Origin of the sequence: Enterobacter cloacae complex sp. P6RS (assembly GCF_014982245.1) — a bacterium.
Lineage (GTDB): Bacteria > Pseudomonadota > Gammaproteobacteria > Enterobacterales > Enterobacteriaceae > Enterobacter > Enterobacter bugandensis.
On the sequence record NZ_JADCLB010000024.1, the window covers coordinates 46,440 to 72,210 of the forward strand.

The window sequence follows — 25,771 nt, forward strand, 5'->3', positions numbered from 1 at the left end:
ATGGACGATCTGGATAATGCGCTCGACTCCGAAAGCGGCTATACCGGCGCGCGGCGGATTGTGATCTTCTCGCTGCTGATGTTTGTGGCGCTGGGCGTCTGGGCGTGGTTTGGGATGCTGGATGAAGTCTCAACGGGAACGGGAAAAGTGATCCCCAGCTCGCGCGAGCAGGTGTTGCAGTCGCTGGATGGGGGGATCCTCACCGAGCTGAACGTTCACGAAGGCGATCAGGTGCAGGCTGGACAGGTGCTGGCGCGGCTGGATCCAACACGTTCCGAATCGAACGTCGGCGAAAGCGCGGCGCGCTACCGCGCGTCGCTTGCCTCCAGCGCCCGTCTGTACGCCGAGGTGAACGATCTGCCGCTGAAGTTCCCGCCTTCGCTGGAGAAATGGACCGAACTGACCGCCGCCGAAACGCGGCTCTACAATTCGCGCCGCGCGCAGCTTGAGGACACGCAGCGTGAACTGCGTTCAGCGTTAGATCTCGCAAACAAAGAGCTGGCGATCACCCAGCGGCTGGTAAAAACCGGTGCCGCCAGCCACGTGGAAGTGCTCCGCCTGCAGCGACAGAAAAGCGACCTGGAGCTGAAGCTCACCGACGTGCGTTCCCAGTATTACGTTCAGGCGCGCGAGGCGTTATCCAAGGCCAACGCCGAGGTGGATATGGTCTCGGCGATCCTCAAAGGCCGCGAGGATTCCGTCACCCGCCTGACCGTAAAATCCCCGGTGCGCGGGATCGTGAAAAACATCAAAGTCACCACCATCGGCGGCGTGATCCCGCCCAACGGCGAACTGATGGAGATTGTGCCAGTGGACGATCATCTGCTGATTGAAACCCGCCTCTCGCCGCGCGATATAGCCTTTATCCACCCGAACCAGGAGGCGCTGGTGAAGATCACCGCCTACGATTACGCCATCTACGGCGGGCTGCACGGGGTGGTGGAGACTATATCCCCGGACACTATCCAGGACGAGGCCAAGCCGGAGGTGTTCTACTACCGCGTGTTTATCCGCACCAGCCAGGATTACCTGGTGAACAAGGCGGGCAGGCATTTCTCGATCGTGCCGGGGATGATTGCCACAGTGGACATCAAGACCGGAGAGAAAACGGTACTGGATTATCTGATCAAGCCGTTTAACCGGGCGAAGGAGGCGCTGAGGGAGCGATAGTCTTCGCCGGGCAGCGGCTACGATCTTCCCCTTCACCCTCTCCCCAAAGGGGCGAGGGGATGATTCGCTGCTCGCATTAATTTGTGGGGATTCTTCAGCCCTGTGGGAGAGGGCATCATGCCGCACCCACACCACAATCCCCCTTTTCTGGAATCCGCCTCGAAGAAACCGCTTTTAATGACGCCTTACGCTTTCCTTCAGCCTGCATCAGGGTAACATAGCCGCCAATCGAAACGCACTTGCGCACTGTGCAAGAGTGCATTACTATCCACATAGCTTCATGGAGTGGAGCTCATAAGCGCTATGATTAATCATTTTCGTGATCAATGGCTTAAGGATTTTTTTCTGTACGGGAAATCAAGCAATGTGATCCCTTCAAGCCTTGAATCAGCCTTAGCGAGGAAGCTGGATATGATCAACGCTGCCACCTCGCACCGGGAGCTGAGATCCCCGCCAGGCAATATGTATGAATCGCTGAATCCCCCGCTTGCAGGGTACTCTGCGATTCGCGTTAACAGGCAATACAGGTTGGTATTCAGGTGGTCAGAGGGCAAAGCAGACGATCTCTACCTCTCTCCGCACAAGTACACGCCATACAAATGAGGCATTACCTATGACTCTTCAACAGGCTCTACGCAAACCCACCACGCCGGGCGATGTGTTGCAGTATGAATATCTTGAGCCGCTCAATCTGAAAATTAGCGATCTTGCGGAAATGCTCAACGTGCACCGTAACACCATCAGTGCTCTCGTTAATAATAATCGTAAACTGACGGCCGATATGGCAATCAGACTGGCCAAGGCATTCGATACCACCATTGAATTCTGGTTGAACCTGCAGCTAAACGTCGACGTCTGGGAAGCGCAAACCAATTCCCGGACTCAGGAGGAGCTGAGCCGTATAAAAACGATTGCAGAAATCATGGCAAAAAGGAAATCAGGCCAGCCGGATGTGGTCTGAATCAAACCGGCTCTACAGCGCCACCTTTAATCCCCCACTGTCCCGGCGTTTTACCGGTCCACAATCTGAAAACTTCAATAAATGCGCTGACGCTGCTGTAGCCGCAGGACAGCGCAATCCATCCCACCGGCTTCCCCGCCGCCAGCCACTCCATTGCCTGCATGACGCGCGCCAGCTGCCGCCAGTTGACGAAGTTCATTCCCGTCTGGGCGCTAAATCGACGGTTAAACGTACGCACGCTCATCCCGGCATGGCTGGCATGGCTCTTGACCGTTTGATTATCATCGACACACTGCAGCAAGTGGCTGACCACGTTCTTCAGACGCGGATCCGTCGGTACGGGCAGATAAAAGCGCACCTGAGACGTCAGGGTAAGCTCATCCAGCAGCAGGGTGAGCTTTCGCGGATCGCACTCGTTTTCTGCAACGCTTAAGCGGGAAAACAGTGCATGAGTGAGATCGTCGGGCTCGAACAGCGCGGGGGCATCGGGAAGCATTGCACAGCACGCAGGGTCAAGATAGATAGCGCAGCCTTCTATCGCGCTTTCAGAAAAGGCGGCGTGCTGCTGGCCCGGCGGGATCCAGCCAATATGGTTTGCCGGTACAACCGAACGCCCCTGTTGGGTCTCAATCACCAGCAGCCCCGTTGCAATACGCCAGAGTTGTCCGGTGGGATGGCTGTGCCACGCGGTGCGGTAACCGCCGGGATGGCGGAGCGTCTCTGTACCGATCATCTTATCCTGGCCGAAAATCGTTATTCATCGACATATTACAGAAACTGCGCCGTCGACTGTCAAGGATAATGGTGGCTCAACTACACAAGGAGCCAACATGAGCATCATCACAACCCTGATAGCCCAGCCTGACAATACCCTACAGCGCGAAAAAATGGCGTGCCTGTTAAGCCGCTTGTTCAAAGGCGAATTAGAACCCGCAGAGGTGTTCACGCCCGATTACCAGCAGTACACGGATGGTCACGCGCTTGATTTTCGGGGTTTTGTGCAGCACCTGAACCACGTCCGCTCGCAGATCCGCGCGATCGCATTCAGGGTAGAAGAGCTGGCCTGTCACGAGAATCTTTTAGCAGACCGGCACTGGGCTACGGTGACGTATCCAGATGGTCGCCAGGCGGAATTAGAGGTGTATATGTTTGCCGCACTGCGCGAGGGGAAAATCTGTCGTATCCATGAAGTGACGCAGACGATCGGCGGCGATGCTTCAGACCGCGCGCTCGCCCACGCCACGCAATAAGCTCACCCTGCGCGCACAACGGCAACTGCCGTTATGCGCGCTCTGTTACAGGGAGATCTTCAGGCGTCGAACCGCTTCTTTAAGCTGCTCATCCGTTGGGGTGACGAATGACATGCGCAGCGTTGTCGGGTCCGGTTCGTTGCAGTAGAAGAACTCGCCCGGTACAAACACCACGCCGTTGCTTAAGGTTTTTTCCAGCCATTTCGTCGTATTCATGCCGTTGTTCATTTTTGCCCACAGGAACATCCCGCCCTTCGGCTTGTGGAACGACATCACATCGCCCAGCTCGGCTTCCAGTTCCGTTGCAAACGTCTGGTATTTCTGGCGATAGGCCTCGCGGATCATTTTAATCTGGTTCGCCAGACGCCCGGTTTTCAGGTACTCGTAGGTCATCAGCTGGGACAGCGTGCTGGTGTGCAGATCGGTGGTTTGCTTGAGGTTCACCACCGCGCGCTTCAGCCATTCCGGCACCAGCACCCATCCTACGCGGGTGCCCGGCGCGAGGATTTTGGAGAAGGTTGAGGTGTACACCACGTTATCCTCATTGCCGATATCTTTCGCATGGGCAATCAGCGGGCGGAACACGTCGTCGGTGTAGTTAATTTCGCTGTACGGATCGTCTTCGATAATCACGAAATCATAGCGCTTTGATAATTCCACCAGCTGTTTACGGCGCGCTTCGGAAAGCGTTACGCCGCCAGGGTTACCAAAGGTTGGAACGATATAAACCGCCTTGATGGTTTTCTTCGCCACCAGCGCTTCAAGTTCATCGACCTTCATGCCGTCGCCGTCGGTGCCGACGGATTCAAAATTCGCCTGTGCCAGGCCAAAGACCTGCAGCGCGGCAAGATAGGTAGGACGTTCAACGACAACCGTATCGCCCGGATTAATTAACGCACGCGCCAGCACGTCCAGAGATTGTTGAGAGCCGGAAGTAATGACCACGTCATCGGCCTTACAGGCGATGCCGCGCCCCTCGCAGATGCGTTTAATTTCTTCGCGCAGCCCCGGTACGCCTTCCGTCAGGCCATACTGGAACGCCTCGCCAAAATTCTGTGACAACACGGCATCGGCGGCAATTTTAAGCCCTTCGCGATCGAACAGGTCCGGATTGGGAATACCGCCGCCCAGCGAAATCACGCCCGCCATTTTGCTATGTTTTAATAATTCACGGATGGCAGATGATTGCAGGCCCTGCGCGCTGCTGGCGAGTTTGTTTGCAGACATTCTTTGATTACCTTCTTTTTTATATTGTGCCCAATCTTAGCAGAATATGAGCAATAAATTCCGTTAGCTTAGGGAGGGGACGCAAATCCTGACGCCATAGTAAATGTACCGGCCTCGGCGCGGGCGTGAACGGCTCCAGCACGCGCACCAGCCTGCCGCTTGCCAGCTCTTCCGCCACCAGCACTTCCGGTTGCAGCAGCAGCCCTGCCCCGGCTCGCGCCGCCATCCGTAAGCCGTAGCCGTCGTTGCATCTTAAGATCGCATCCCGCTTCCAGCGCACCTCCCCTTCCGCACCCGGCAGCCGCCACTCGTTGCGCGCGGTCCACACCGTGTGAGACAGGCACAGATGATCCACCAGATCGGCGGGCGTCTGCGGCATGCCGTGTCGCGCCAGATAATCCGGCGCGGCGCAGATCACCATGTTGTAGGGACACAGATATTTCGCCACCAGATCGTCATTGCGGATATCGCCAATGCGAATGGCCAGATCGACCCCCTCTTCCACCAGATCGACCATCCGGTTGGTGAGATCCAGTTCAATACGCACTTCCGGGTAGCGCTGCAAAAATGTGGCCGTCAGAGGGGCGATCGCGCAGCCGCCAAACGACGTGGGGGCGGTGACGCGCAGGGTGCCGGCGGGCGCCGCGCGCAGCCGTTCAACCGCGCTTTCGGCAATCGAGACCTGCTCCAGCACGCGCCTGGCCTCTTCGAAATAAACGCGTCCGGCGTCGGTCAGGCTCTGGCGACGGGTATTGCGCTCCAGCAGCCGCGTGCCGAGCTGAGATTCGAGCAGCGCAATATATTTCCCGACCATCACCGCCGACATCTCCAGGCGCGCCGCCGCGCCGGTGAAGCTGCCGCTCTCTACCACCGCGATAAACGTCTCCATGCCGCGAAGCTTATCCATATTCCAAACCCCTGGTTAGCAATCATCTAACTTTAGCCCAGTTTTTCTGACTTTTTATTTATTAAAGAATGAGGGCTCACAACATGAGGAGTCGGATATGAAAATCGTCATTATTGGTGCCAGCGGTACGGTCGGTCGTGCCGTAACCGAAGAGTTAAGCCGTCGTCACGAGGTCATCCGCGTGGGTCGCACGCGGGGCGACTACCAGGTGGATATCACCTCGCAGGCGAGCGTGCAGGCGCTGTTTGAGAAAATCGGCCCGGTGGATGCGATTGTCTCCGCCAGCGGTGGTCTCTACTTTGGCCCGCTCGCGACCATGAAGGACAGCGACTTCAACCAGGGCCTGCAGGACAAGCTGCTCGGGCAGGTGCGTCTGGCGCTGACCGGCCAGCATTATCTGAACGAAGGCGGCTCGATTACGCTGATAAGCGGAATTGTGGCGCACGAGCCGATTGCGCAGGGCGTAAATGCCACCACGGTCAATGCGGCGCTGGAAGGGTTTGTCCGCGCCGCAGCCTGCGAACTGCCGCGCGGGATCCGCATTAACCTGATCAGCCCAACGGTACTGACGGAATCCGCCGAAGCGTATGACGGGTTCTTCCCTGGCTTTGAAAGCGTTCCCGCCGCGACCGTGGCCCAGGCCTACCGCCGCAGCGTGGAAGGGGTGCAGAGCGGGCGGGTGTATAAGGTAGGTTACTGAGCCTTACGGGCGGAAATCAGCACCAGCATCGTGCGCTCCGCCTCTTCGGACAATGCAGGCCAGGCGTCAATCTGCGCCTGCGTTGGTCCCCACTCATTGACTTCACTTATCGTTAATCCCGCCTTGACCAGCGCGTTAAGCGTGGTGCCCAGCGTGCGGTGGTATTTAATCACTCCATCCGCCAGCCAGTTGCTGACGCGCTGGCTTTCGTCCTGATAATGGTTCACGCCCCAGAACCGCTCGCCGCTGTCGTCGGTCAGCCAGCCCTGACGGGTGGCGCAGGTGTAAATTGGGTGCTCCATCGAGAAGACCAGGCTGCCACCCGGTTTTAGCGCGCGCTGAACGTTGGCGAATAGCGTGTCCAGCTCCGGCAGGTAGTGTAGCGCCAGCGAGCTATAGACCAGATCGAGACTGTTTTCGCGAAGCTGAAGAGATTCCAGATCGCTACGCTGATAGTGAATCTCCGCGTCATCCGTCAGTTCAGCCGCGCGGGCAAGCATTTTTTCTGAGATATCGACGCCCGTAACGTCAGACGCGCCCAGCTCGCGCGCCGCGCGGCAGAACCAGCCGTAACCGCAGCCGAGATCGATAACCGCTTTGCCGGTTAAATCAGGCAGCATTGCCTTGAGCGCAGGCCACTCAGGCGCACCGTCCAGCCCCTGAACCGAGCGCGGAAGCTGAGCGTAGCCTTCAAAAAACGCCGGGTTGTCGTAGATGTTTTGTGCCATGGCAGCTCCCTCTTAAATAATGTGACTCCCAGTATAAAACATTGCCGGGTAAGGCGAAGCCGCCACCCGGCTCGCTTTTAGCCCACCGTACCCCAGACCAGATTTCCCTTGTGGAACGTCGCGGTACGCGGAGAAATGCGCGCCACGGCCTCGGCGGAACAGGAGGCGTCCACCAGCACAAAGCTGGCGTCGTCCTGCGCTTTCGGCCATACGCGTTCACCTTTATCGTTCAGCGGCAGCACGTCGCCGGTGGCGATGCCGAGCGCGCGGGAGAGCGTCTGCTCGTTCGGGCGAATATAGAGCTGGGCGTACAGATTGGCTTTCTCCAGCATGTCCCCCAGACCGTACGGCGACCAGTGGTCGATCACGCTGTCGGTGCCGGTCATAACAAACACGCCCTTCTCCCGCAGCTGCTTCAGCGGCATGTGCAGGGTGCCAATCGGCACGGTGGAGGCGATGGCCACCTGCTGCGCCGCCATGCGGGTGGCAATCTCATCCACCTGCTGCTCGTTGAGCGTCGCCAGCGCGAAGGCGTGGCTGATGGTCAGCTTCCCCTTCAGCTCCGGCGTTTTCTCCACGGTTTCCACCATGTAATTCACCGCCGCCACGCCCGCCGGGCTGGTTTCATGGAGGTGAATATCCACCCCTTTGTCGTAATCCAGCGCAATCTGGAACATAGTATCGAGCGATTTCTCCATCGCGCCGTCAACGCTGGTTGGGTCCAGCCCGCCTACGTAGTGCGCCCCCGCCTGCATCGCCTCGCGCATCAGCTTTTCAGAGTTGGAGAGCAGCAGGCCGTGCTGCGGGAAGGCAACGATTTCGCAGTCAAAACCTGCGCTGCGGCGCGCCAGCACCGCCTGCAAATTTTCCAGGTTTTTCAGGCCGGAAACCGGCTCAATATTGCAGTGGCTGCGGGCGATGGTGGACCCTTTGGACTGGATCAGGTCGATCAGCTTTTCGGCGCGTTCTTGCGTGTAGGGCTGTAACTCCGGCAGCAGCTTCTGCTCCAGGCGGATCATGTCCTGAATGGTGGTGCCCGCCGGACGGTTCAGGGAGCGCCACGGGCCGCCGTAGAAGGTTTTATCCAGGTGAATGTGCATGTCGCGCATCGCCGGAAGCATCAGCTTTTTACCCGCGTCGTAGTGCGGCAGCGCGGCGTCGGCGTGGCTGCCGTTATCGCGCAGGGCGACAATTTTCCCGTCTTTGATCTCCAGCGTTTTCAGCTCGGTGCGGGTGCTCGTCGCCACGCTGCCGTCGACGTTGAACCCGGCCTCCAGCAGCACGTTGTCCAGATAGTAATGTTTCGCGATGATCTTCATCGGTTTCCCCGTCTCGCAGGTTGCCTTTGCAGTGTCGGCAGCATACGCGACGGAGCCGGTTGCGCCAAACAGCGCGCAGGCGGTGACCATTTTGCCGCTCTGGCTGATAAACTCGCGGCGGCTTTTGTTTTCACTCATCTTATCTTCCTTCATTAACAATGTGGGTACCCGTTTCACCGCGCAGCGCCGCGGGCAGGCAGTCCGGCGAGGTGATGATCACGCGCCTGCCGCCGTGGCGTAAAAATGCCAGCGAGGCGACGATTTTGGGCAGCATGCTGCCCGCCGGAAAGTGTCCTTCATCCATGTAGCGCGTCATCTGCGCTACATTGACGGTGTCCAGGGCCTGCTGGTCTGGCTTGCCGAAGTTAACGCAGACTTTCTCCACGCCGGTGGTTATCACCAGCACGTCGGCGCAAATCTCACGGGCCAGCAGCGCGGTGGAGAGATCTTTATCGATAACCGCATCCACGCTCTGATAATCCCCCTGCTCGCTGCGCACCACGGGAATGCCTCCGCCGCCCGCGCCGATGACCACAAAACCTTTCTGCGTTAGCGCTTTAATCGCATCCGCCTCGACGATGCGCAGCGGCTGGGGCGAGGCCACCACGCGGCGATAGCCCCGGCCTGAATCCTCGACAAAATGCCAGTCCGGGTGCGCGAGCTGTAGCTCGTCGCGCTGCGCCTCGCTGAAGAACGCGCCGATCGGTTTTGTCGGGTGCGTAAAGCCGGGATCGTTTTTATCCACCTCCACCTGAGTGACGACCGTGACCGCCTTTTGCTCGCCACGCGCCGCCAGGCGGTTGTTGAGCGCCTGCTGGATCAGGTAGCCGATGCCGCCCTGGGTATCCGCCACGCAGTTTGCCAGCGGGGTCAGCGGCAGCCCTTCCCGCTCGTGGGCGATCTCGGCGCGGCGCAGATCCAGCCCCACCTGCGGGCCGTTGCCGTGGGTGAGGACGATGTCATAGTCGGAGGCCAGCATTTCAAGCACCGACTCGGCCACCGCTTTGACCGCCTGCGCCTGATGTTCAATCGACTGGCTGGCGTTGTCTTTGATAATGCTGTTGCCGCCGATGGCGACGACCATAAGCTCTTTCATACGTTTTCCTTCGCAACAGTAACTTCAGCGCTCGCAACTTCGCGGCTGTCGAGGAAATGCTTCACCACAAACATGCCGCCCATCATCAGGTAGGCCGTGACGAACATCAGGGAACTGCCCTCGGCAAAGCCCACCACTGGCGCGTGGATCACGCCAAACAGCGCCAGCAGCGCGCCTCCTGCGGCGGCGACGGCCCCGCGCAGCGGTTTGTTAATGATGGCGAAGATAGCGATACAGCCCCAGAGCATGCTGGCGAGCGGCGCACCGTTGCCGAGGTGCATCAGCCCCTCGTAGTAGATCCCTTTGCTGTGCAGCACGTCGGTGCCAATTTTCGCCGCGCTGGTTCCCGCCGCGCTCATCACGCTGTTCATCATGGTCAGCGCCCAGTTAGCGATCCACGGGAACAGGCAGATAAAGATGACGGGCACCTCCACTTTGGGGGTTTCCCGCACCACCTGGTTGGCGGTGACGACGCCGATAAACACCAGAATCGGCACGATAGCGGTCATCGGTATGATGGCGAGCATAAAGGCCCCCAGCCCGAACAGCGGCACGATGAACATGGTCACGCCGGACGCCAGCGTGTAGCCGATGCTCGCCCCCATCGCCTTCCAGCCGGGATGGCCCACGTAGACCGTGACCGGGAACGGGTTGCCCATCAGGCAGCCGAGCATGGAAGCCAGGCCGTTCGCCAGCATCACCTTGCGGGTCGGGTACTCATCCCCCGCTGCGTGGGCGCTTTCGATGTTCTCCAGGTCAAAGATGTAGTTCGCCAGCCCCAGCGGTACGGCGGACGCCAGATAAGGCAGCGCGTGCGGCAGGCCCTGCATAAAGCTGTCCACGTGCACTTCCGGCGGGTTAAAGCCGAAGGATGACATGGACGCCTTAATGGCATCCGGGCTTTGCAGTCCGGAAATCCACGCCAGCGCCGTTCCGGCAATCAGCAGCAGCAGGCCGGTCGGGATTTTGGCGAAAATCGGCTTTTTACCGAACCAGTTAATGAAGATCAGCAGCAGAACGATGAACGACACGGTGGGCGCTTCGAACGCCTGCAACATCGGGTTCATCGCCAGCAGCAGCAGGCCAAGACCGGACAGGCACGACAGCAGCACGGTACGCGGGATCATCTTGCGGATGGTCTCACCCAGGAACGAGCCGCCCGCGAGGATCATCGCTTCCACGAAGCACCACACCAGGCCAATCTGGATCGCGAAATCCGCATCACCGGTTTGCTGGTAGACGGGCATCAGGACCAGGAAGGTCACGGTAAAAATCGAGGGTGCGCTCGGGCCGGACGGCAGCGCGGTGACGTCCGTACGTCCGGTGGCGCGCGCCATTTGCAGGCCAAACCATGTGTAGCATAAGCTCGCTACCAGCACCGCCAGCCCGAAGGCCGGCGCGATGCGTCCATAAACAATCTCCTTCGGGATGCCGACGACAAAAATGAGCAACCCCATCATGGTCAGCAAATTAGTCAGGTTGTTGGTCATCAACCCGAAATAGGCCGCCCAGTCACCTCTTTTCCACTCCAGTTTCATGTTTTTCATGGATGCATACCTTATAGAACGTAGCGATCGCGGAAGGTCAACAGCGCCTTTTCAAAACAGCTAAACGGCGGGTGAACGATGCCCGCCCCAATCATGCCGATACCCGCGTCTTTGTGGGCAATGGCAGTGTTGATCACCGGCAGAATGCCGCTGCCCGCCACTCTGGTGATGTCGATGGCGGTTGGAATGCCCATAAACGACAGCAGCGGAATGGTGACGTTCGGGTTCTCGCCGAGGGTGATTTCGCGCATCTGGCGCGAGAAGTCGATGGCTTCCTCCACCGTGCCGCCCACCAGCGCAACGATGGCCGGTGCCGTCGCCATCGCAAAGCCGCCGATGCCGTAGGTTTCGGTGATGGCGCTGTCGCCAATATCCAGTCCGGAGTCTTCCGGCTTGTAGCCCGCGAACATCGGGCCAATCACCTGCTGCGCCGGGCCGGTGAACCACTGCCCCGGCAGGCCGGAAACGCGCAGGCCGAACTCGTAGCCGTTGCGCGCCATGGTGGTAACCACGGTGCTATATTCAATGCCGTGAGCGGCATCCAGCGCGGCTTTACACATCGCCATCCACGTCGGGCCGGAGAAGTAGTCGCTGCTGGCGACAAACTCAAACACCTCGCGCTGCTGCTCCACCGGATAGCCCGCCTGAATCAGCCCCGGGGTCAGCGCCTGAATAAGAAGCGTGGTGCCGGCGTTGTTGCGGTTGTGGCACTCGTCGCCCATGTGCAGCGCCTGGGCCAGCATCAGGCGCAGGTCGATTTCGCCGATGATATTCATCGCGTTGCGCAGCATCGGGCCGAGCACGTCGCGCATCCAGTTCAGGCGGTCGATCACGCTCTGGTCGTTGGCACCCATGCGCAGGATCTTCGCCATCTGCTCGCTGAGGTTGGTGAACGCCCGGTTGCCGTAGGTTTTGTTTTCAACAATGTGCATAAACATCGACGCGGAGGTGACGCCTGCCATGGAGCCCACGCAGTCGTGCTCGTGGCACGGCGAGAAGGTGATCTCCCCGGAAGCCGCCAGCCTTGCCGCGTTCTCCAGATCCGTCGCCAGCCCTTCAAATACCAGCGCACCGGTAACCGCGCCCTTCATCGCGCCACACATGTTTTCCCAGGCGACGGGCGGACCGGCGTGCAGAATGGTGGTGCGGGTCATGCCCGGCACTACGTTAATTGCCTGGTCATAGCCCACCAGCACCGGGTGAGACTGGATGATGCGCTCAAGGGCGATTTTGTTCGCGGCGGCGATCTTCTCCGCCAGCGGTTTCTCTGCCAGCTGGTCGAGCGCTTCAACAACCTGCATGTTGCCCTGCCCCGGCGGCGTCCAGTCGAGCTGGGTCACGGGAACGTGCTGCTTTTTGAGGTCGTCGCTGAACATCGCAATGCCGATGTTAATGACGTTAAGCGGCTGGTTGAATAAAGTGGTCATTATGCGTTCTCCCCTTTGCAGACAAATTCGCGTGCCAGTAATCCGGTGTTGGTGCTGCTGCTGGCCCAGATGACGCCTGCGTCGGTCAGCCGCTGGCACTGCTGCGCCAGCGACTGCGGATCCTGGTCGGTGCCGAGCACGTAGCCGAGAATTTCCAGCGGACGGTTATCTGCCCTCGCAATGGCCTGTGCCTCTTTGATCGCCTCGATCATCACCCCCACCGGATCCTCGTGCGCGCCGAAGCCGAGCACGAAGTCCATCACGATGACGCCCACCTGCGGATCCCGCGCCTCCTGCAGCAGCCTGCTGATGCGGTTGGTCGGGTCGATCATTGGGTGCGGCTTGCCGTTGGTGAAGTCGTCGTCACCGAAGTCCAGGAAGGTGTGGGCCTGGCTGACGCTGATGTCCTTCAGGCGCTTAGCCGGATCTAGCTGGATGTTGCTCCAGACGTCGTCGAACTTCTCCAGCGCGGCAAACATCGCCTCGTCGCACAGGGTGCCGCCGCAGAACAGGCCGCGAATGTACTTCTGCTGAGGGGTCAGGCGGGCGCGCACCTCTTCAATCAAAGGCCAGTTGAGCGGGTGCAGATCCAGGGACTCTTTTTTAATGCCGGTAAGCAGCACCGCCTTCAGCGCCGCTTCTTTGGTGCCACGCGCAAACTGCAGGCCGTCTTCATCGGCGGGCGGTTCGCTGCGGCCGAGGAAGCAAACAACCACCGGCTTGCGGCAGACTCTGGCGCGGGCCAGCACCTTTTCTGCCACCGCTGGCGCAGGCGGCTTGGAGATGAGCGCAATCACCCGGGTGCCCTCATCCGCCTCAAGCATGTCAATGGCGTCGAGCATCATGAGACCGCCGATTTTCTCGCTAAGATCGCGTCCGCCGGTGCCGATCAGCTGCGACACGCCGCCGCCGAACTCATGAATGCGCACGCTCAGCTCCTGGCTGCCGGTGCCGGAGGCGCCAACAATCCCAATCGGCCCGCGACGCACCGCGTTGGCGAAGCACAGCCCCGCACCGTTGATGATGGCGGTTCCGCAGTCAGGCCCCATCATCAGCAGCCCTTTCTCATGCGCCAGCTGCTTCAGCGCCAGCTCGTCGTCGAGCGACACGTTATCGGAGAACAGCATCACGTTAAGATCGTTTTCCAGCGCCTGACGCGCTTCACGAGCGGCAAAGGTGCCGTTGACAGAAATGACCGCCAGGTTGCTGTCCGGGCGATGGGTCTTGGCGCTGGCAATCGTCACGTAGCGTGCTTCATGGCCGCCGCTGCTCGCTTTGCGTGTAAATAAGGCTTCTATTTCCGCCAGCGTTTCATCGTTCGCCGCGTCGCCTTTAATCACGATCATCAGGTCGCCATTTTTGGCTTCCGCTAATTCCGACGTGAGCAGCCCGAGATTTTTCAGAACGCCTTTATTCATTTCCGTCGCCATTGCCACAAACGCCTGTTCGACGCCCGGCAATTTATTGGCTTTGGTGGAAACCGACATTAAGGAAACCGAATCGAAATACGTGTTCTTTTTTATAACGATTTTGGTTGGCATTGTTTTCTCCTGAATACGGATAAAAGGGGGCCGCCGTCGCGCAGAATGCACGTCGGTAAAAATACTGTTTGAATTAACGGCCAGCCGGAAGTGGCAGGCCAACTGCGCTATGCGCCTGCCGCCAGCAGCAGGTCTGCTATCGCGTTGAAGCCTTTTTCCCGCGCCAGTTCGAGCGGGGTTTTGCCGTATTTATCGGTCATGTGCGGATTCGCGCCGTGATCCAGCAGCAGCTTCACAATTTCCTGCTGCTTTGCGCCGCCGTCATTCAGCACGATGGCTTCCAGCAGCGGCGTCCAGCCGACAAAGTTAGTGTGGTTGACGTTAATATCGGTTTTTTCCAGCAGCTCGCGCACGATTTCAACGTGGCCTTTTTCACTGGCAGGGGTAATGCCCACGCCGCCGAAGCGCGTCAGACGGTCGAGATCCGGATTCGCCGGAAGAACGATGCGCAGTAGGGTTAAATCATTAGTCAGGCAGCTTATCAGGAAGGGGTTAAAACAGGTCTGGTCCTGTTTATCAATATCCGCGCCGGCGGCAATTAAAAATTCCACGCAGGCATAATGCTTTTTCAGGCTGGCAATAATAATGGCGGTTCTTTTCTGGCGGTTGGTGGCGTTAATATCCACGCCGTTATCCAGGCAGGCTTTTAGCGCGTCGATGTTGCCCTCTTCTGCCGCCAGCAGAAATTCCGTAACGAGTGCGTTTGCAGACATATTCAGTCTCCCAATGTTTCACTTCTGATGACCTGAGAATAGCAACAGCCTGGTCACAAAAGAATCCGCTTAAAAATGATTCATCGACACGCAATTCATTGTTGAGTTAAATTCAACAGTCAGGCTAAAACGTGCGTCTGTGCAACCTTTTTCTTATGGTTTACCGTTTTTTAACGCCTCAGGCAGCATTATCCTTATGGTTGTAAAAGCCTTTCAGGACGCGGCTCCGCGTAAATAGTCAGAACTGTGACACACTTCAAATATGATGTAACGGCGCTGTTAAAATATGTTCAAAACTGATGGCTGAGGATGCTGTGATATGAATTCCATCTTTACCGAAGAGAACCTGCTGGCCTTCACCACCGCGGCACGCTTCGGCAGCTTCAGCAAAGCCGCCGCCGAGCTGGGCGTGACGACCTCCGCCATTAGCTACACCATTAAGCGCATGGAGACCGGGCTGGACGTGGTGCTGTTTGTGCGCAACACGCGCAGCATCGAGCTGACGGAGTCCGGGTTTTATTTTTACCGTAAAGCCACCGACCTGCTGAATGACTTCCACGCCATCAAGCGCGGGATTGATACCATTTCGCAGGGCATCGAGGCGCGAGTGCGCATCTGCATTAATCAGCTCTTGTATACGCCGCGCCATACCGCGCGTTTGCTGCAGGTGCTGAAAAAGCAGTTTCCCACCTGCCAGATCACGGTGACGACCGAGGTGTATAACGGCGTCTGGGATTCGATCATCAACAATCAGGCCAACATCGCGATTGGCGCGCCGGATACGCTGCTGGACGGCGGCGGGATTGATTACACCGAAATTGGCGCCATTCGCTGGGTGTTTGCCATCGCGCCGGAACATCCCCTCGCCTTTGTTCCCGAACCGATTGCGGAGAGCCAGTTGCGCCTGTACCCCAACATCATGGTGGAAGATACCGCGCATACCATCAACAAGAAGGTCGGCTGGCTGCTGCACGGGCAGGAGGCGATTCTGGTGCCGGATTTCAACACCAAGTGCCAGTGCCAGATTCTGGGGGAAGGGATTGGCTTTTTGCCGGAATACATGGCAAGAGAAGCGATGGAAGACGGTCTGCTCATCACGCGGCGTATTAACAATCCGCGGCAGGACTCGCGCATGCTGCTCGCCACGCAGCATGCGGCGACCGGCCAGGTGACGCGCTGGATCAAACAGCAGTTTGGCCCGGAAGGCGTATTAACCGGTATATACAGTGATTTACTGTGGCGTGCTTAGTTTTTCGTCTGCACCCAAAACGCGTGGATAAGGCCCGGGAAGTAACCCAGGATGGTCAGAAGGATGTTCAGAATAAACGCCCAGCCCAGTCCCTTGCCAAGCAGCACGCCCAGCGGCGGGAGAATAATCGTAAAAACAACGCGCCAAAAACCCATAATCACTCCGTGCAAGCTAACCAATTGAAAATTAAAAAGAGACATTTCTCTAAGCATAGCCAGTTTACGGGTTACTGCCATTCGTCTCTCGCGCTTTTACCTGCCTTTACCCTCTTTACACTGGCTTAAGCCCTTCCTTAAATGTTCTACTACTCATAAATTGACCGTAAGGAAACACCATGTCTCTTTCTCTTATTTCGCCACAGCAGGCGAACGCGCTTATTAAAGAAGGCGCAAAACTGATTGATATTCGCGATCCCGATGAGTATGCCCGCGAGCATATTCCGGCAGCACGCTCCATACCGCTGGATTCTTTACCCGGCGGGCTCAACGCTGCCCCTGGTGAAACGGTGATTTTCCACTGTCAGTCCGGGACACGGACATCAAACAATGCTGCGCGACTTGCGCAGGCAGCGTTGCCGGCTCAGGCCTTCGTGGTTGAGGGGGGCATTCAGGGCTGGAAGCAGGCCGGGCTGCTGACCGTTGAAGATAAATCCCAGCCGCTCCCGCTGATGCGGCAGGTACAAATTGCCGCCGGGCTGCTGATCCTCTGCGGCGTGGTGCTGGGTTATAGCGTCTCCAGCGGCTTTTTCCTGCTGAGCGGTTTCGTCGGTGCCGGGCTGCTGTTCGCCGGTGTGACAGGTTTTTGTGGTATGGCACGATTGCTGAAAGTGATGCCGTGGAACCGTCATACCTCATAAGCAGTAATCAATGAATTACGCTGTACCCGGCTTCAGACGTCGGCTAAGGTGAAGATCGCTAAAACGATGAGGAGGTTATATGTTTTCTGTCGGTGATTATGTGCAACCGCTTAAAGGCGGCCCAAAGCTGAAAGTGCTCGAAGTGAACGGTGAAAACGTGGTGGCGGTACAGGCCAGCAATGAACAAGGCGAGAAATATACGCTGAAAGCGGCCGATTTGGCGCCGTATACCGAAGAAGGTGATTTCGGCGTCTGCTGAACAGACAACCGGGCGGCTTGTTCCGCCCGGTCCACGTATTAGATCAGAAAATCATCCAGTGATTTACCCTCTGCCAGCGCGCTGGCAATAGGCTTCGGCGTGCGGCCCTGGCCGGTCCACGTTTTTTCTTCACCGTTCTGGTCAATAAAGCGATATTTCGCTTCACGCGGTTTACGCTTTTTAGTCGGTTTACCCGCCTGCGCCAGTTCTGAACCCAGCAGGTCAGTCGGAGAAATACCATCGGCTTTCATCAGTTCCAGCAGGTTATTAATTTTTTCCTGCTGTTCAGCGCGCTGCTGCTCTAATTCCGCCAGCTCATTGCGTTTTTCTTCAGTAACGACCCTGACCTTTTCCAGCATTTCCTCAAGAACGTCCAGGGTTAATTCTCGCGCCATCGCGCGCAGGGTTCGGATATTATTAAGATTCTGTAACGTCAAAGACATATTATTGAAAACCTTTTCTTTGGGGTAAATAGATAAATCGCCCCAAGAATAATTCATTTCAGTTGAAATATCTACCCAAAGGTCCAAACGGGCATAAATGTAAATATATTTAAATATCGCCGTTAATAATAGCGCATAGCATTGGCGGGAAACACGTAGATCTAATCACCAAATCAATATAAATGGTCAACTTTAATCCAAATCACAGCATACTGCGCTCTCATCAGGGGAGTGGATTTCTGCGTCAAAAGCAAAACATCTAAAACACTGATTTATATAAGTAAAACATTTGATGAGACAGATTATAACGAACCGGATAAAAAACAACCGATTTTAGAGAATTTTGTGGACAAAAGGCGATTAAATAAAAATTAATAACTAGTTGTTAGTTCAAACATAGAGATATACGCTATACACCTCAAACAAACCAACCTAAAGCACTAGCCGCTGAAGGAAAACCGATTCCACTGCGTTCTTCTCAAGGAGTTCAGACATGTTCTCGCCGCAATCTCGCCTGCGCCACGCGGTGGCGGATACTTTCGCGATGGTTGTCTACTGTTCCGTTGTGAACATGCTGATTGAAATATTCCTCTCCGGAATGACCTTCGAGCAGTCACTTTCTTCTCGTCTGGTGGCGATCCCGGTCAATATTATTATCGCATGGCCTTACGGGCTATACCGCGATGCCGTTATGCGTTTCGCGCGCCGCATCAGCCCGGCGGGCTGGATGAAAAATCTTGCCGACGTGCTGGCGTACGTCACGTTCCAGTCGCCGGTATACGTGGCTATTCTCCTGACAGTGGGCGCGGACTGGCACCAGATCGCCGCAGCGGTCAGTTCGAATATCGTGGTATCAATGCTGATGGGTGCGGTATACGGCTATTTCCTCGACTACTGCCGCCGCCTGTTTAAGGTCAGCCAGTACGGCCAGGTAAAAGCGTAATGTGAAGCGACTGGCGAAAGCCAGTCGCAGATTTACTGTACGTCGCCAAACAGTCCCTTCAGAAACCGCTCCAGCGCCATACGCGAACTGAAACCGTGCGGAATACCATAATGCTCATGCCGTTCACCGCCTAAATAGAGCGGAAATTGCTGATAGTGATCGCAGGTTTTAATATCCGAGGCAGGCTCAGCAAATGACAGACTTCTGTCTTTCAGCGTCGGGTGAATAATGAGAGCGGTACGTCCCATCCTGGCTTCACGATTAACATAAACATAATTCTCGCCGCGGCGATATCCATACGCTTTTGGCGTCACCTCATCCATGGTGAATCCCTCTTTTTCAAGAACGCGTGCCACCTCGTCAGGTCGTAAATACATATCTTTTCCTCGTTATCTTTTCCTGCCCGGCAACCTTACAGTAATCAGCATTAGCAGGGCTTTCAGAATAGTCCATAAACTGGCGGATAACGCGTGACGCGCTTCAGATATTAAATTTCTGAACTAAACTAAACGGGAACACAAAATTACGGAGGATCGTATGTTTAACAGACCGAACCGAAACGATATTAACGACGACGCGCAGGATATTCGTAATGATGTCAGCCAATTAGCGGACACGCTTGAGGAAGTGCTGAAATCCTGGGGATCGGATGCGAAGGATGAAGCAGATGCTGCGAAACGTAAGGCTCAGTCTCTGCTCCGTGAAACCCGCGCCCGTATGAACGGACGTTCACGCGCTACGCAGGCGGCCTGCGACATGGCAAACTGTGCTACGACCTTCGTACGTGAAAAACCACTGTGTACGCTGGGAACCGTCGCGGCGGTCGGCATTTTTGTCGGAGCCCTGCTCAGCCTGCGTAAGTAAGCCCGCATTCTCAACCCCGGTAGCCTCAGGCGCCGGGGCTTTTTTATGCCTGTAAGCCTGAAAAACCCGTACAGCCCGCCCTGCCCCGCTGTGCTCATCATCAGGGCAACATTAATCTGAATTTCCCATATCTTGTATGGTTGAATCTTTTATCAACTACATCTAGTATTCCCTTAAGAAAGACACACACTCTATGACGCGTTAACTCGCGCCGTTTTCACATTCTAAATGGAAATACGAATCATGAGCATTATTATTTACACTCGTAACGATTGTGTTCAGTGCCACGCCACCAAACGGGCGATGGAGAGCCGAGGCGTGGCGTTTGAGATGGTAAATATCGACCTGGTGCCCGATGCCGCGGATACCCTGCGCGAACAGGGATTTCGTCAGCTTCCGGTGGTGGTTGCCGGTGATACCAGCTGGTCTGGCTTTCGCCCGGACATGATTAACCGCCTGAGCGCTCAGGCCACGCGTGCATGAGTGGGCTGGTCTTCTTCTCCAGCAGCTCAGAAAACACGCTCCGCTTTATTGAGCGCCTCGGGCTGCCAGCGGTGCGTATTCCGCTCAACGAGCGGGAGCGCATTCAGGTAGACGAACCTTACATTCTGGTGGTACCCAGCTATGGCGGCGGCGGTACGGCAGGAGCAGTACCTCGCCAGGTGATCCGCTTTCTGAACGATCCTCATAACCGGGTACTGATTCGGGGCGTGATCGCGGCGGGCAATCGTAATTTTGGCGATGCCTTTGGCCGCGCCGGGGATGTCATCTCTCGAAAATGCGGCGTGCCGTATCTCTATCGTTTTGAACTGATGGGGACACAGCAGGACGTAGAAAACGTGCGTAAAGGAGTGAACGAATTTTGGCAACGACAACCGCAGAACGGGTAATTCAGGCGACGCCGGACTACCACGCATTAAACGCGATGCTTAACCTCTATGACCGGGAGGGGCGCATTCAGTTTGGCAAAGATCGCGAGGCGGTAGAGGCTTTTTTCGCCGCCCACGTGCGGCCCAACAGCGTGACGTTTTCAAGCCAGAATGAACGTCTCGACTATCTGGTTAACGAGGGCTACTACGAGGAGCGCGTCCTGGCCCGCTACGATCGTCCCTTCGTGGTAAGACTGTTTGAACGTGCGCACGCCAGCGGTTTTCGCTTCCAGACGTTTCTTGGCGCATGGAAGTATTACACCAGCTACACCCTGAAAACCTTCGACGGCAAACGCTACCTGGAAAGCTTTGAAGATCGCACCGTGATGGTGGCCCTGACGCTGGCCCAGGGCGATGAAGCGCTGGCTGAACGGCTGACGGAGGAGATCCTCTCCGGCCGCTTCCAGCCCGCTACGCCCACCTTCCTCAACTGCGGCAAGGCCCAGCGCGGCGAGCTGGTCTCCTGCTTCCTGCTGCGCATCGAAGACAATATGGAGTCGATTGGCCGTGCGGTGAACTCGGCGCTGCAGCTTTCCAAACGCGGCGGCGGCGTGGCGTTTCTGCTCTCGAACCTGCGGGAAGCGGGCGCGCCGATCAAACGCATCGAAAACCAGTCTTCCGGCGTCATCCCGGTGATGAAGATGCTGGAAGATGCCTTCTCCTACGCCAACCAGCTTGGCGCACGCCAGGGGGCGGGGGCGGTTTACCTGCACGCGCACCACCCGGACATCCTGCGTTTTCTCGATACCAAGCGCGAAAACGCCGACGAAAAAATCCGCATCAAAACCCTGTCGCTCGGCGTGACGATCCCGGATATCACGTTTAAGCTGGCCAAAGAGAATGCCGACATGGCGCTCTTCTCGCCGTATGACGTGGAGCGGATCTACGGCAAAGCGTTTGGCGACGTGGCGATAAGCGAGCTTTATGACGAGCTGGTTGCAGACGATCGCATCCGCAAGAAATACATCAACGCCCGCGATTTCTTCCAGACGCTTGCGGAAATTCAGTTTGAATCCGGCTATCCGTACATCATGTACGAGGATACGGTAAACCGCGCCAATCCGATTGCCGGGCGCATTAACATGAGCAACCTGTGCTCGGAAATTTTGCAGGTCAACAGCGCCTCCGCTTACGACGAAAACCTGGACTACGCGGAGATCGGCAAAGATATCTCCTGCAACCTCGGGTCGCTGAATATTGCCCACACCATGGATTCGCCGGATTTTGGCCGCACGGTGGAGACCGCCGTTCGCGGGCTGACGGCGGTATCGGACATGAGCCACATCCGCAGCGTGCCGTCCATCGAGGCGGGCAACGCCGCATCGCACGCCATCGGCCTGGGGCAGATGAACCTGCACGGCTATCTGGCACGGGAAGGCATCGCCTACGGCAGCCCGGAAGGGCTGGATTTCACGAATCTCTATTTCTACACCGTCACCTGGCATGCGCTTCATACCTCAATGATGCTGGCGCGCGAGCGCAACCAGCGGTTCGCAGGCTTTGAGCAGTCGCGCTACGCCAGCGGGGCGTATTTCAGCCAGTATCTGGAAGGCGACTGGCAGCCGAAAACCGAAAAAGTGCGCGCGCTGTTTGACCGCGCCGGCATTACCCTGCCGACGCGCGAGATGTGGCAGCAGTTGCGCGACGATGTGATGCGCTACGGCATTTATAACCAGAACCTGCAGGCGGTACCGCCAACCGGTTCGATTTCCTACATCAACCACGCCACATCGAGCATTCACCCGATCGTATCGAAGATTGAGATCCGTAAGGAAGGCAAAACCGGACGCGTCTACTACCCTGCCCCGTTTATGACCAATGAGAACCTGGCGCTGTACCAGGACGCGTACGAGATCGGCCCGGAAAAAATCATTGATACCTACGCCGAGGCCACGAAGCACGTGGACCAGGGGTTGTCGCTGACGCTCTTCTTCCCGGACACCGCCACCACGCGGGATATCAACAAAGCGCAGATTTACGCCTGGAAGAAAGGCATCAAAACGCTGTACTACATTCGCCTGCGCCAGCTTGCGCTGGAAGGCACCGAAATCGAAGGCTGCGTGTCCTGCGCGCTGTAAGGAGAAAGGATGAAACTGTCACGCGTGAGTGCCGTTAACTGGAACAAGATTCAGGACGATAAAGACCTGGAGGTGTGGAACCGCCTGACCAGCAACTTCTGGCTGCCGGAAAAGGTGCCGCTCTCCAATGATATTCCAGCCTGGCAGACGCTGAGCCACGCCGAACAGCAGCTGACAATCCGCGTCTTTACCGGCCTGACGCTGCTGGACACCATTCAGAATACCGTCGGTGCGCCCGCACTGATGAGCGACGCGCTGACGCCGCACGAAGAGGCGGTAATGTCGAACATCAGCTTTATGGAGGCGGTGCACGCCCGCTCCTACAGCTCGATTTTCTCGACGCTGTGCCAGACCAAAGACGTGGACGCGGCCTACGCCTGGAGCGAAGAGAGCGCGTCATTGCAGCGCAAGGCGGAGCTGGTGCTGGAGTATTACCGCGCCGACGAGCCGCTGAAGAAGAAGATCGCCAGCGTGTTCCTGGAATCCTTCCTCTTCTATTCCGGCTTCTGGCTGCCCATGTACTGGTCGAGCCGGGGCAAGCTCACCAACACCGCCGATTTGATTCGCCTCATTATCCGTGACGAGGCGGTGCACGGGTATTACATCGGCTATAAGTATCAGAAAGGGCTGGAGAAAGTTAGCCCGGAAAAACGCGAGGAACTCAAAGGTTTCGCCCTCGATTTGCTGATGGATCTGTATGACAACGAGTTGAGCTATACCGAAGAGCTGTACGCCGGAACGGGCTGGGAAGAGGACGTGAAGGCGTTTCTCTGCTACAACGCGAATAAAGCGCTGATGAACCTGGGCTACGACGCGCTTTTCCCGCCGGAGATGGCGGAGGTAAACCCGGCGATCCTCGCGGCGCTGTCGCCCAATGCGGACGAAAACCACGATTTCTTCTCCGGGTCCGGATCGTCGTACGTGATGGGTAAAGCGGTGGAGACAGAAGATGAGGATTGGGATTTTTAATGTATGAATTAACGTTCATTAATTAAATATAAATCTCATTATTTCCATACCACTATTTCACCAGGCACTACACTGTAATTTCCCCGTCATATTCGCCTGAATCACACCGATTCAGGCGAATTTCCCGACGCAGCAGCAAAAAATTGAGAAAAATTCAAACCGCCCTCAGCCCTTTATTCATGGGAAATTCAGCCGTTTCGCTTGCAGCAAAATTCCGGCGTCAGGCCAACTCAGGGTTGTCTCAGATTCTCAGTATGTTAGGGTTATGCCCGTTAACAATTTACCATGGTAATCATATCGACATAAACAAATAACAGGACACTCTCTATTGCATGGCAATTAAATTAGAAGTGAAAAATCTTTATAAAATATTTGGCGAGCACCCGCAGCGCGCATTCAAATATATTGAGAAAGGCCTTTCGAAAGAGCAAATTCTGGAAAAAACCGGGCTGTCGCTTGGCGTTAAAGACGCCAGTCTGGCCATTGAAGAAGGCGAGATTTTTGTCATCATGGGGTTATCCGGTTCGGGTAAATCCACTATGGTTCGCCTTCTCAATCGCCTGATTGAACCCACCCGCGGACAGGTGCTGATTGACGGCGTGGATATCGCCAGAATCTCAGACGCAGAACTCCGCGAGGTGCGCAGAAAGAAGATCGCAATGGTGTTTCAGTCATTCGCGCTGATGCCGCATATGACGGTGCTCGATAATACCGCCTTCGGTATGGAATTAGCCGGCACGCCTGCTCAGGAACGTCAGGAAAAAGCCCTGGATGCTTTGCGTCAGGTTGGGCTGGAAAATTACGCTCATGCCTACCCGGACGAGCTTTCGGGCGGGATGCGTCAGCGCGTCGGATTAGCCCGTGCGTTAGCCATTAATCCAGACATATTATTAATGGATGAAGCCTTCTCCGCCCTCGATCCTTTAATTCGCACCGAGATGCAGGATGAGCTGGTAAAATTACAGGCCAAACACCAGCGCACCATTGTCTTTATTTCTCACGATCTCGATGAAGCCATGCGTATTGGCGACCGCATTGCCATTATGCAAAATGGCGAGGTGGTGCAGGTCGGTACGCCGGATGAAATTCTGAATAATCCGGCGAATGATTACGTGCGCACCTTCTTCCGCGGCGTGGATATTAGCCAGGTATTTAGCGCGAAAGATATTGCCCGACGAACGCCAAACGGCATTATTCGAAAAACGCCAGGCTTCGGCCCGCGCTCCGCGCTGAAGCTGTTGCAGGATGAAGACCGTGAATACGGTTATCTGGTTGAACGCGGCAATAAATTTATCGGCGTTGTCTCCATCGACTCTCTGAAAAACGCCCTGAGCGAAAACCAGGGAATCGATGCGGCGTTGATTGACGCTCCGCTTGCCGTGGATGCCGAAACGCCGCTTAGCGAGTTGCTCTCTCACGTGGGTCAGGCGCCTTGCGCCGTGCCGGTTGTCGGTGAAGAACAACAGTACGTTGGCATCATCTCAAAACGGATGCTGCTACAGGCTTTAGATCGCGAGGGGGCAAACAATGGCTGATCAATCAAACCCATGGGGTACCACTGAAGCTGCGGACAGCGCGGCGCAATCTGCCGATGCGTGGGGTTCCACGCCCGCACCTGCCGACGGCGGCGGCGCGGCGGACTGGCTCAACAGCGCACCCGCGCCTGCGCCAGAGCATTTCAATATTATGGATCCGTTCCACAAGACGCTGATCCCGCTGGACAGCTGGGTAACAGAGGGGATCGACTGGGTCGTTACCCATTTCCGCCCGGTGTTCCAGGGGATCCGCATCCCGGTGGATTACATCCTGAACGGCTTCCAGCAGCTGATGCTTGGCATGCCGGCGCCCGTGGCGATAATCCTGTTCTCGCTGATCGCATGGCAGTTCGGTAGCGCGGGTATGGGCGTCGCCACGCTGATCTCCCTGATCGCCATCGGCGCGATTGGCGCGTGGTCTCAGGCGATGATTACCCTGGCGCTGGTGCTGACCGCCCTGCTCTTCTGCATTGTCATCGGCCTGCCGATGGGGATCTGGCTGGCGCGCAGCCCGCGGGCGGCGAAGATTATTCGTCCCCTGCTGGATGCGATGCAGACCACCCCGGCGTTCGTCTATCTGGTGCCTATCGTGATGCTGTTCGGCATCGGTAACGTGCCGGGCGTGGTGGTGACCATTATCTTCGCCCTGCCGCCGATTATTCGCCTGACGATCCTGGGGATTAACCAGGTGCCGGCGGATCTGATTGAGGCCTCGCGCTCGTTCGGCGCCAGCCCGCGTCAGATGCTGTTTAAGGTTCAGCTTCCGCTGGCGATGCCGACCATTATGGCGGGCGTTAACCAGACGCTGATGCTGGCACTGTCCATGGTGGTGATCGCCTCGATGATCGCCGTTGGCGGTCTCGGCCAGATGGTGCTGCGCGGTATTGGCCGTCTCGACATGGGGCTGGCGACCGTCGGCGGCGTCGGGATTGTGATCCTCGCCATTATCCTTGACCGCCTGACCCAGGCTGTCGGTCGTGATTCACGCAGTCGCGGCAACCGTCGCTGGTACACCACCGGCCCTGTCGGGTTACTCACCCGCCCCTTTACAAAATAAGGA

The 25,771-nt window shown here is 56.9% G+C and carries 29 protein-coding genes; 16 read left to right on the top strand and 13 right to left on the bottom strand.

Going from position 1 to position 25,771, the window contains the following annotated elements; all coding sequences use genetic code 11:
* The 3 genes from INF73_RS17510 to INF73_RS17520 all read left to right on the top strand — a co-directional run bounded on the left by INF73_RS17510 (position 1) and on the right by INF73_RS17520 (position 2,131).
* Positions 1–1,170 carry an HlyD family efflux transporter periplasmic adaptor subunit gene (locus tag INF73_RS17510; RefSeq protein WP_088204896.1) on the top strand — a complete coding sequence of 390 codons (1,170 nt, stop codon included), beginning with the start codon at positions 1–3 and terminating at the stop codon, positions 1,168–1,170.
* Positions 1,171–1,473: 303 nt separating this feature from the next.
* Positions 1,474–1,773, top strand: a complete 300-nt coding sequence (locus tag INF73_RS17515) for a type II toxin-antitoxin system RelE/ParE family toxin (RefSeq protein WP_048957972.1) — start codon at positions 1,474–1,476, stop codon at positions 1,771–1,773.
* A 10-nt stretch (positions 1,774–1,783) separates the two neighbouring features.
* Positions 1,784–2,131 (top strand): HigA family addiction module antitoxin, encoded by a 348-nt coding sequence (locus INF73_RS17520; protein WP_193540620.1) that lies wholly within the window; start codon positions 1,784–1,786, stop codon positions 2,129–2,131.
* A gap of 1 nt (position 2,132) precedes the next feature.
* Here the strand turns inward: INF73_RS17520 and INF73_RS17525 are convergent, their stop codons facing one another.
* Positions 2,133–2,864: a helix-turn-helix domain-containing protein gene (locus INF73_RS17525; protein ID WP_193540618.1), complete on the bottom strand. Its 732-nt coding sequence runs from the start codon at positions 2,862–2,864 to the stop codon at positions 2,133–2,135.
* A 97-nt stretch (positions 2,865–2,961) separates the two neighbouring features.
* Between INF73_RS17525 and INF73_RS17530 the strand changes: the two genes are divergently transcribed.
* On the top strand, positions 2,962–3,381 hold the full coding sequence (locus INF73_RS17530) for a nuclear transport factor 2 family protein (RefSeq protein ID WP_193540616.1): 420 nt from the start codon (positions 2,962–2,964) through the stop codon (positions 3,379–3,381).
* Between the two features lie 45 nt (positions 3,382–3,426).
* Here the strand turns inward: INF73_RS17530 and INF73_RS17535 are convergent, their stop codons facing one another.
* Positions 3,427–4,608 carry a PLP-dependent aminotransferase family protein gene (locus INF73_RS17535; RefSeq protein WP_047367525.1) on the bottom strand — a complete coding sequence of 394 codons (1,182 nt, stop codon included), beginning with the start codon at positions 4,606–4,608 and terminating at the stop codon, positions 3,427–3,429.
* Between the two features lie 19 nt (positions 4,609–4,627).
* Complete coding sequence (locus INF73_RS17540) at positions 4,628–5,515, bottom strand: LysR family transcriptional regulator (RefSeq protein ID WP_193540614.1); 888 nt, start codon at positions 5,513–5,515, stop codon at positions 4,628–4,630.
* A gap of 97 nt (positions 5,516–5,612) precedes the next feature.
* On the opposite strand from INF73_RS17540, the gene INF73_RS17545 reads away from it, so the two are divergent.
* On the top strand, positions 5,613–6,215 hold the full coding sequence (locus INF73_RS17545; protein ID WP_028014155.1) for a short chain dehydrogenase: 603 nt from the start codon (positions 5,613–5,615) through the stop codon (positions 6,213–6,215).
* Here INF73_RS17545 and INF73_RS17550 read toward each other — a convergent pair.
* The 7 genes from INF73_RS17550 to INF73_RS17580 form a co-directional block, all read right to left on the bottom strand.
* A complete protein-coding gene (locus INF73_RS17550) occupies positions 6,209–6,943 on the bottom strand; it encodes a bifunctional 2-polyprenyl-6-hydroxyphenol methylase/3-demethylubiquinol 3-O-methyltransferase UbiG (RefSeq protein ID WP_193540612.1) in 735 nt (244 codons plus the stop codon). The two genes, INF73_RS17545 and INF73_RS17550, sit on opposite strands and share 7 nt — an antisense overlap.
* A 77-nt stretch (positions 6,944–7,020) precedes the next feature.
* A complete protein-coding gene (locus INF73_RS17555) occupies positions 7,021–8,400 on the bottom strand; it encodes an amidohydrolase family protein (RefSeq protein WP_193540611.1) in 1,380 nt (459 codons plus the stop codon).
* A gap of 1 nt (position 8,401) precedes the next feature.
* Positions 8,402–9,358, bottom strand: coding sequence for a carbamate kinase family protein (locus INF73_RS17560; protein WP_193540608.1), 957 nt, complete (start codon positions 9,356–9,358; stop codon positions 8,402–8,404).
* A complete protein-coding gene (locus INF73_RS17565; RefSeq protein WP_045260886.1) occupies positions 9,355–10,905 on the bottom strand; it encodes a hypothetical protein in 1,551 nt (516 codons plus the stop codon). Before INF73_RS17565 ends, INF73_RS17560 begins: the two co-directional genes overlap by 4 nt.
* An 11-nt stretch (positions 10,906–10,916) precedes the next feature.
* Entirely contained in the window at positions 10,917–12,332 is a 1,416-nt protein-coding gene (locus tag INF73_RS17570) for a DUF1116 domain-containing protein (RefSeq protein ID WP_193540607.1), read from the bottom strand.
* Positions 12,332–13,873 carry an acyl-CoA synthetase FdrA gene (gene fdrA / locus INF73_RS17575; protein WP_193540605.1) on the bottom strand — a complete coding sequence of 514 codons (1,542 nt, stop codon included), beginning with the start codon at positions 13,871–13,873 and terminating at the stop codon, positions 12,332–12,334. The genes INF73_RS17570 and fdrA overlap by 1 nt, the downstream gene beginning before the upstream one ends.
* Positions 13,874–13,980: 107 nt before the next feature.
* Positions 13,981–14,586 (bottom strand): ankyrin repeat domain-containing protein, encoded by a 606-nt coding sequence (locus INF73_RS17580; RefSeq protein ID WP_193540603.1) that lies wholly within the window; start codon positions 14,584–14,586, stop codon positions 13,981–13,983.
* Between the two features lie 319 nt (positions 14,587–14,905).
* On the opposite strand from INF73_RS17580, the gene INF73_RS17585 reads away from it, so the two are divergent.
* On the top strand, positions 14,906–15,835 hold the full coding sequence (locus INF73_RS17585; RefSeq protein WP_028014168.1) for a LysR substrate-binding domain-containing protein: 930 nt from the start codon (positions 14,906–14,908) through the stop codon (positions 15,833–15,835).
* On the opposite strand, the gene INF73_RS17590 is transcribed toward INF73_RS17585, so the two are convergent.
* Positions 15,832–15,990 carry a YqaE/Pmp3 family membrane protein gene (locus tag INF73_RS17590; RefSeq protein WP_032644909.1) on the bottom strand — a complete coding sequence of 53 codons (159 nt, stop codon included), beginning with the start codon at positions 15,988–15,990 and terminating at the stop codon, positions 15,832–15,834. The genes INF73_RS17585 and INF73_RS17590 overlap by 4 nt on opposite strands.
* 179 nt (positions 15,991–16,169) lie before the next feature.
* Here INF73_RS17590 and INF73_RS17595 point away from each other — a divergent pair, with 179 nt between their 5' ends.
* Complete coding sequence (locus INF73_RS17595; protein WP_028014169.1) at positions 16,170–16,691, top strand: rhodanese family protein; 522 nt, start codon at positions 16,170–16,172, stop codon at positions 16,689–16,691.
* Between the two features lie 79 nt (positions 16,692–16,770).
* A complete protein-coding gene (locus INF73_RS17600) occupies positions 16,771–16,950 on the top strand; it encodes a hypothetical protein (protein WP_028014170.1) in 180 nt (59 codons plus the stop codon).
* A 38-nt stretch (positions 16,951–16,988) separates the two neighbouring features.
* On the opposite strand, the gene stpA is transcribed toward INF73_RS17600, so the two are convergent.
* The gene (gene stpA, locus INF73_RS17605; RefSeq protein ID WP_048959573.1) at positions 16,989–17,393 is read right to left on the bottom strand and encodes a DNA-binding protein StpA; all 405 of its coding nucleotides are present in this window, start codon (positions 17,391–17,393) and stop codon (positions 16,989–16,991) included.
* A gap of 493 nt (positions 17,394–17,886) precedes the next feature.
* On the opposite strand from stpA, the gene alaE reads away from it, so the two are divergent.
* Positions 17,887–18,336, top strand: a complete 450-nt coding sequence (alaE, locus tag INF73_RS17610) for an L-alanine exporter AlaE (protein ID WP_028014172.1) — start codon at positions 17,887–17,889, stop codon at positions 18,334–18,336.
* Positions 18,337–18,368: 32 nt separating this feature from the next.
* Here the strand turns inward: alaE and INF73_RS17615 are convergent, their stop codons facing one another.
* A complete protein-coding gene (locus INF73_RS17615) occupies positions 18,369–18,713 on the bottom strand; it encodes a DUF2002 family protein (protein WP_023308923.1) in 345 nt (114 codons plus the stop codon).
* Positions 18,714–18,873: 160 nt separating this feature from the next.
* Here INF73_RS17615 and INF73_RS17620 point away from each other — a divergent pair, with 160 nt between their 5' ends.
* The 7 genes from INF73_RS17620 (at position 18,874) to proW (ending at position 25,768) form a co-directional block, all read left to right on the top strand.
* Positions 18,874–19,200, top strand: a complete 327-nt coding sequence (locus INF73_RS17620) for a DUF883 domain-containing protein (protein ID WP_014884958.1) — start codon at positions 18,874–18,876, stop codon at positions 19,198–19,200.
* A 243-nt stretch (positions 19,201–19,443) separates the two neighbouring features.
* A complete protein-coding gene (nrdH, locus tag INF73_RS17625; RefSeq protein ID WP_041908533.1) occupies positions 19,444–19,683 on the top strand; it encodes a glutaredoxin-like protein NrdH in 240 nt (79 codons plus the stop codon).
* Positions 19,680–20,090: a class Ib ribonucleoside-diphosphate reductase assembly flavoprotein NrdI gene (gene nrdI, locus INF73_RS17630; RefSeq protein WP_045260890.1), complete on the top strand. Its 411-nt coding sequence runs from the start codon at positions 19,680–19,682 to the stop codon at positions 20,088–20,090. The genes nrdH and nrdI overlap by 4 nt, the downstream gene beginning before the upstream one ends.
* Positions 20,063–22,207 (top strand): class 1b ribonucleoside-diphosphate reductase subunit alpha, encoded by a 2,145-nt coding sequence (gene nrdE / locus INF73_RS17635; protein ID WP_047367517.1) that lies wholly within the window; start codon positions 20,063–20,065, stop codon positions 22,205–22,207. Before nrdI ends, nrdE begins: the two co-directional genes overlap by 28 nt.
* A 9-nt stretch (positions 22,208–22,216) precedes the next feature.
* The gene (nrdF, locus tag INF73_RS17640; RefSeq protein ID WP_045260892.1) at positions 22,217–23,176 is read left to right on the top strand and encodes a class 1b ribonucleoside-diphosphate reductase subunit beta; all 960 of its coding nucleotides are present in this window, start codon (positions 22,217–22,219) and stop codon (positions 23,174–23,176) included.
* Positions 23,177–23,508: 332 nt separating this feature from the next.
* Positions 23,509–24,711: a glycine betaine/L-proline ABC transporter ATP-binding protein ProV gene (proV, locus tag INF73_RS17645; RefSeq protein WP_193540601.1), complete on the top strand. Its 1,203-nt coding sequence runs from the start codon at positions 23,509–23,511 to the stop codon at positions 24,709–24,711.
* Positions 24,704–25,768 carry a glycine betaine/L-proline ABC transporter permease ProW gene (gene proW / locus INF73_RS17650; protein WP_028014178.1) on the top strand — a complete coding sequence of 355 codons (1,065 nt, stop codon included), beginning with the start codon at positions 24,704–24,706 and terminating at the stop codon, positions 25,766–25,768. Before proV ends, proW begins: the two co-directional genes overlap by 8 nt.
* Positions 25,769–25,771 lie beyond the last annotated feature (3 nt).